Annotated in this window: 4 protein-coding genes and 1 pseudogene; 4 read left to right on the top strand and 1 reads right to left on the bottom strand. The window is 72.2% G+C overall.

Translation table 11 applies throughout. The annotated features are described in order from the left end of the window. Positions 1–566, bottom strand: a 566-nt coding sequence (locus B9S57_RS00070; RefSeq protein WP_146057689.1) for an FHA domain-containing protein, incomplete at its 3' end; no start/stop codon positions are given. A gap of 418 nt (positions 567–984) precedes the next feature. Between B9S57_RS00070 and B9S57_RS00065 the strand changes: the two genes are divergently transcribed. From B9S57_RS00065 to B9S57_RS00050, 4 genes and pseudogenes are all read left to right on the top strand, one after another. Next, positions 985–2,631: a serine/threonine-protein kinase gene (locus B9S57_RS00065; RefSeq protein ID WP_103513457.1), complete on the top strand. Its 1,647-nt coding sequence runs from the start codon at positions 985–987 to the stop codon at positions 2,629–2,631. Positions 2,632–2,777: 146 nt separating this feature from the next. Further along, the gene (locus B9S57_RS00060; RefSeq protein WP_103513456.1) at positions 2,778–4,016 is read left to right on the top strand and encodes a serine/threonine-protein kinase; all 1,239 of its coding nucleotides are present in this window, start codon (positions 2,778–2,780) and stop codon (positions 4,014–4,016) included. Positions 4,017–4,085: 69 nt separating this feature from the next. Next, positions 4,086–5,192, top strand: a complete 1,107-nt coding sequence (prfB, locus tag B9S57_RS00055) for a peptide chain release factor 2 (RefSeq protein ID WP_103513455.1) — start codon at positions 4,086–4,088, stop codon at positions 5,190–5,192. Positions 5,193–5,547: 355 nt separating this feature from the next. Further along, positions 5,548–5,754, top strand: a pseudogene (locus B9S57_RS00050) (hypothetical protein); the annotation flags it as partial.

Here is a 5,754-nt window from a genome sequence, read left to right as displayed (position 1 = left end):
GTGGACTCGCCGAGCCGCAGCAGGGCGCCCGGAGCCAGCCGGACCGGCCGGTCGTGGACGTCCGCACCGTCCAGCGAGGTTCCGTTGGTGGAGCCGAGGTCGGTGACGGAGACCCGGCCGTCGTCGGAGACCGTGACCGCGCAGTGCAGCCGGGAGACATCGGGGTCGTCGAGCGGGACGTCCGCCTCCGCCGACCGGCCGATCCGGATCTGCCCGCCGTGCAGCAGGTGGACCCCTCCGGCGTCCGGTCCCGCGATCACGTGCAGCCGCGCGGGCACGGCGTCGTCCGCCGTCTCGTCCTCGCCGGGCACCTGGAGCGAGAGCACGGTGCCGTCCACCAGGGGAGGCTCGCCGAGGGCGCAGCGCTGCGGGTCGAGCCGCTCGCGCCCGGCGTACAGGACGGTCGCGCCGCCGCCCAGCGAGCCCTCCGGGCCGGAGACGGCCGCGGCGAGGCCGGAGGCGACGGCCGCGAGAGCCGTCCCGGCGGGGGCGGTCACGAGCACGTCGCAGGCGCGCGCCGGGGTCTGGCCGCTGCGCGGCGCGAGGACGGTCAGCCGGATCTGCATCGCCGTCAGCGGTCCCTTCTGCGCGGGGTGCCCGGCAGGGGAGACGCCCTGTGATTCCCCCCACCCGGCACGGACGCGTCGTCCGGTACAGGTCGTCACGGAGGGTGAGACTTTCGACCTCACGGTTCCGTGCTGGAGGCATCCTCGCACCTGCCACCGACAACACGCCCGGGGGTGACCGCTCAGTGATCTTGAATGGCCGAGTGTGGGTGCAAAAGTGCCTGCTTGGTCCTGCCCAGGACGTGCTGCACACTCGTTCGGCAACCAACTCTTCCGTGTCGGCGTCTTCCCTCCGCAGAGAGGGAGCGCGACCGGAGCACGACCGACCGGTGCCCCGTACGGCGGCACTAGAGTGGGCCGGAACATCCGGGCGGGCCGGGGGGACCGCAAGCACAACGATCAGCAGGGAGCGCATGACGTGCGGCCGGTAGGCAGCAAGTACCTGCTCGAGGAGCCGCTCGGACGCGGCGCCACGGGCACCGTCTGGCGAGCCCGCCAGCGGGAGACCGCGGGCGCCGAGGCGGCCGTCGCCGGGCAGCCCGGCGAGACCGTTGCGATCAAGGTGCTCAAGGAGGAGCTCGCCAACGACGCGGATGTCGTGATGCGGTTCCTGCGCGAGCGCTCGGTGCTGCTGCGGCTCACCCACGCGAACATCGTGCGCACCCGGGACCTGGTCGTCGAGGGTGATCTCCTCGCCCTGGTGATGGACCTGATCGAAGGCCCCGACCTGCACCGCTACCTCCGTGAGAACGGCCCCCTCACCCCGGTCGCCGCCGCGCTGCTCACCGCTCAGATCGCGGACGCGCTGGCCGCGAGCCACGCGGACGGCGTCGTGCACCGCGACCTGAAGCCCGCCAACGTGCTGCTCGACCAGCGCAACGGCGAGATGCGCCCGATGCTCACCGACTTCGGCATCGCGCGGCTCGCCGACTCCCCGGGGCTGACCCGGACCCACGAGTTCGTCGGCACGCCGGCCTATGTGGCGCCCGAGTCCGCCGAGGGCCGTCCGCAGACCTCCGCCGTCGACGTCTACGGCGCGGGCATCCTGCTGTACGAGCTGGTCACCGGCCGCCCGCCGTTCGCCGGGGGCACGGCGCTCGAGGTCCTGCACCGCCACCTCAGCGAGGAGCCCCGTCGCCCCAGCACCGTCCCCGAACCGCTGTGGACGGTCATCGAGCGCTGCCTGCGCAAGGACCCGGACCAGCGGCCCAGCGCCGTGAACCTCGCCCGCGCGCTGCGTACGGTCGGCTCGGGCATCGGCGTGCACGCCAACTCCGCCCAGATCGCGGCCGCCGAGGGTGTGGGCGCCCTGCTCGCCCCCGATCCGGCGCCCGCCGCCGTCCCGGAGACCCCGGGCGCGGCCGACCCGACGCAGGTGCTGCCGAGCAACGCGGGTGCGTACGACCCCGCGGCCCCGACCAGCGTGATGCAGCAGACCCCGGGGGCGGGCGGTCAGGCCGACCCGACCGCGATGATGCCGCCCGTCCCGCCCGGCCCCCCGCGGCCCGACGAGCCCCACCCCTGGCAGTCCCAGCTCCGGGCGGCCCGCGACCGCAACGAGCAGACCCAGGTCCAGTACCTCGACCCCGCGCAGGACCCGCTGCGCCGCCGCCCGCAGCGCCAGCAGCCGCCGCAGGACCAGCGGTCGCAGGGCCGGCAGGACCAGCGCCCCCAGCCCCAGCAGCAGGGCGGCCGGCAGTACCCGCAGCAGCAGCCCCAGCGCTATCAGCAGCCCCAGCAGCAACAGCGGCCCCAGCAGCCGCAGCGGCAGCAGTACGCGCCCCCGCAGCAGCCGCCGCCCCAGCAGCCGGCCCCGCGCCAGCCGAGGCAGCGCAGCGCCAACCCGATGCGCATCCCCGGCCTCGGCTGCCTCAAGGGGTGCCTGTTCTCGGTGGTGCTCCTGGTCGTCGCCGCCTGGCTCATCTGGGAGCTGACACCGCTTCAGGACTGGGTCGCCCAGGGCAAGAGCTTCTGGGACGCCATAGGGGACGGCATCTCCAACGTCACCGACTGGTTCGAGGAGCTCGGAGGGAACAGCGGCTCCGGCGGCGGAACCGGTCAGTAACAGCCTCCACTCCGTGTCTTTGTCGACTTCTGCGGACCCAATTCGCCCGCAGAAGTGAAGGTTGGCGCCATCCAGGGCACGCAGCACCCCGATCGCCGCGTAACTTTGTCGACCGGGGGTCAACGCCAGCCGCTGAGGGAGCAGTCTTGGCACGGAATATCGGCAGCCGGTACACCGCGCACCAGATCCTGGGGCGCGGCAGCGCCGGCACGGTGTGGCTCGGCGAAGGGCCCGAGGGCCCGGTCGCCATCAAGCTGCTCCGCGAGGACCTCGCGTCCGACCAGGAGCTCGTGGGCCGCTTCGTCCAGGAACGCACCGCGCTGCTCGGGCTCGGTCATCCGCACGTCGTCGCCGTCCGCGACCTCGTGGTGGACGGCACCGACCTGGCGCTGGTGATGGATCTCGTGCGGGGCACCGATCTGCGCACCCGTCTGGACCGGGAACGCCGGCTCGCGCCCGAGGCCGCCGCGGCGATCATCGCGGACGTCGCCGACGGTCTCGCCGCCGCGCACCGCGCCGGTGTGGTGCACCGGGACGTCAAGCCGGAGAACATCCTGCTCGACATGGAGGGCCCGCTCGGCCCCGGCGGCTCGCACCCGGCGCTGCTCACGGACTTCGGTGTCGCCAAGCTCATCGACACCCCCCGCCGGACCAAGGCCACCAAGATCATCGGTACGCCGGACTACCTGGCCCCGGAGATCGTCGAGGGGCTCCCGCCGCGCGCCGCCGTGGACATCTACGCCCTCGCGACCGTGCTCTACGAGCTCCTCGCCGGCTTCACCCCCTTCGGTGGAGGGCACACCGGCGCCGTTCTGCGCCGCCACGTGACCGAGACGGTCGTCCCCCTGCCCGGCATCCCCGAGGAGCTCTGGCAGCTCCTGGTCCAGTGCCTGGCCAAGGCCCCGGCCTCCCGGCTGCGTGCCTCCGAGCTCGCGACCCGGCTGCGGGAGCTGCTCCCCCTCCTGTCCGGGATACCTCCGCTCGAGGTCGACGAGCCGGACAGCGAGGCCGAACCGCCGGCGTACGACGAGCAGCAGTACACCCCGGCCCCCGAGGAGCCCCGCCGCCGCGGCGCGGTGCCGCTGGTGCCAGGCTCCGCCCCGGACTCCAACCGGGACACCCATACGAGCATGCGGGTACCCGCCCCCGACGAACTCTCCGGCGGGCCCCTCGGCACGGCCCGCGCCCCGCGCGCCCCCGGCCGGCCGCGGCCCGGCTCGGCCCGGAACAAGTCGGCGGCCGTCCGTAAGCGCAGGATCACCCTGGGCGTCGCGGCCGTCGCACTGTGCGCGGCGATAGGGGTGGGCGGCTGGCTCGCCACGAGCGGCGACGACCCCGGGGCGGCCCCCGAGGACACGCGGAACTCGGCGCCGACGGCCCCCTGAGGACCGGCCGGGGAGGGCCGGGATCCGGGGGAGGGACAGGTTCACTCGTCCAGCCGTTACGCTGGACCCGTGGCAGTCGTCGATATTTCCGAAGAGCTGAAGTCCCTCTCCTCGACCATGGGGTCGATCGAGGCCGTCCTGGACCTGGATGCGCTGAGGGCCGACATCGCCGCGCTCGAGGAGCAGGCGGCGGCGCCGTCCCTCTGGGACGACCCGGAGGCGGCGCAGAAGATCACCAGCAAGCTTTCGCACCTCCAGGCCGAGGTCCGCAAGGCCGAGGCCCTGCGCGGCCGCATCGACGATCTCGGAATCCTTTTCGAGCTCGCCGAGGACGAGGGTGACGCCGATACCCAGGCCGAGGCCGAGACGGAGCTCGAGTCCGTCCGCAAGGCGCTCGACGAGATGGAGGTCCGCACCCTCCTCTCCGGCGAGTACGACGCGCGCGAGGCCCTGGTCACCATCCGGGCCGAGGCGGGCGGTGTGGACGCGGCGGACTTCGCCGAGAAGCTCCAGCGCATGTACCTCCGCTGGGCCGAGCGGCACAACTACAAGACCGAGGTCTACGAGACGGCGTACGCCGAAGAGGCCGGCATCAAGTCGACCACCTTCGCCGTGGAGGTGCCGTACGCCTACGGCACGCTCTCCGTGGAGCAGGGCACGCACCGTCTCGTCCGCATCTCGCCCTTCGACAACCAGGGCCGGCGCCAGACGTCCTTCGCGGGGGTCGAGGTGCTGCCGGTCGTCGAGCAGACCGACCACGTCGAGATCGACGAGTCCGAGCTGCGCGTGGACGTCTACCGGTCCTCGGGCCCCGGCGGCCAGGGCGTCAACACCACGGACTCCGCGGTGCGGCTGACCCACCTGCCGACCGGCATCGTCGTCTCCTGCCAGAACGAGCGCTCGCAGATCCAGAACAAGGCGTCCGCGATGAACGTCCTCCAGGCGAAGCTCCTTGAGCGCCGCCGCCAGGAGGAGCAGGCCAAGATGAACGCGCTCAAGGGCGACGGCGGCAACTCCTGGGGCAACCAGATGCGTTCGTACGTCCTGCACCCGTACCAGATGGTCAAGGACCTGCGTACGGAGTTCGAGATGGGCAACCCCGAAGCGGTCTTCAACGGCGAGATCGACGGCTTCATCGAGGCCGGTATCCGCTGGCGCAAGCAGAGCGAGAAGTAACCCCGGCCGCATGGCTGCAGGCCCGGACAGGATTCCTGTCCGGGCCTTCGCTCTGTCATCCCGCCGGAAGCGCAGGGCAGTTGAGGGGAAGATGTGGCGAATGAGTCACAGTCGTGCTTCCGAAAGGCCGTCAAGAACCCCATAGTGGCCCGTATACCCCCGGAACGGCCTTGACGTAGTCCTTATCTCTGGACAGGGTGCTAGAGCAGCACGCGTATGTCTGGGACAGGTGTGAACGGGGGCGGGCGGGATGACCACGGTACGGCGTGGCCCTGCAGATGGTGTGACCCCCGCAGGGCCGAGGACCGCATATGGCTGCTCCATTGACGAGATCAGCTACTGGGGGTAGCAACAGATGACGAAGAAGACGCGAATCCGCGTCGCGCGGATAGCCGCTGGTGCGGTTATTGCCGCGGGTGCCTCGCTCACGGCAGCGGGCGCCGCACAGGCCGCGGGCCTCGGCCTCGGCCTCGGGGTCGACGGCGAAGACTCCAGTGTGAGTGTTCAGCTCGGGATCGGAGACGGCGACAGCGGTGCCGGTGGTGTCGACGGTGGCGGCGAC

Origin of the sequence: Streptomyces sp. SM10 (assembly GCF_002910915.1) — a bacterium.
Lineage (GTDB): Bacteria > Actinomycetota > Actinomycetes > Streptomycetales > Streptomycetaceae > Streptomyces.
The sequence above is the reverse complement of the archived record's forward strand: the minus strand, read 5'-3'. Positions and strand labels throughout refer to the sequence as shown.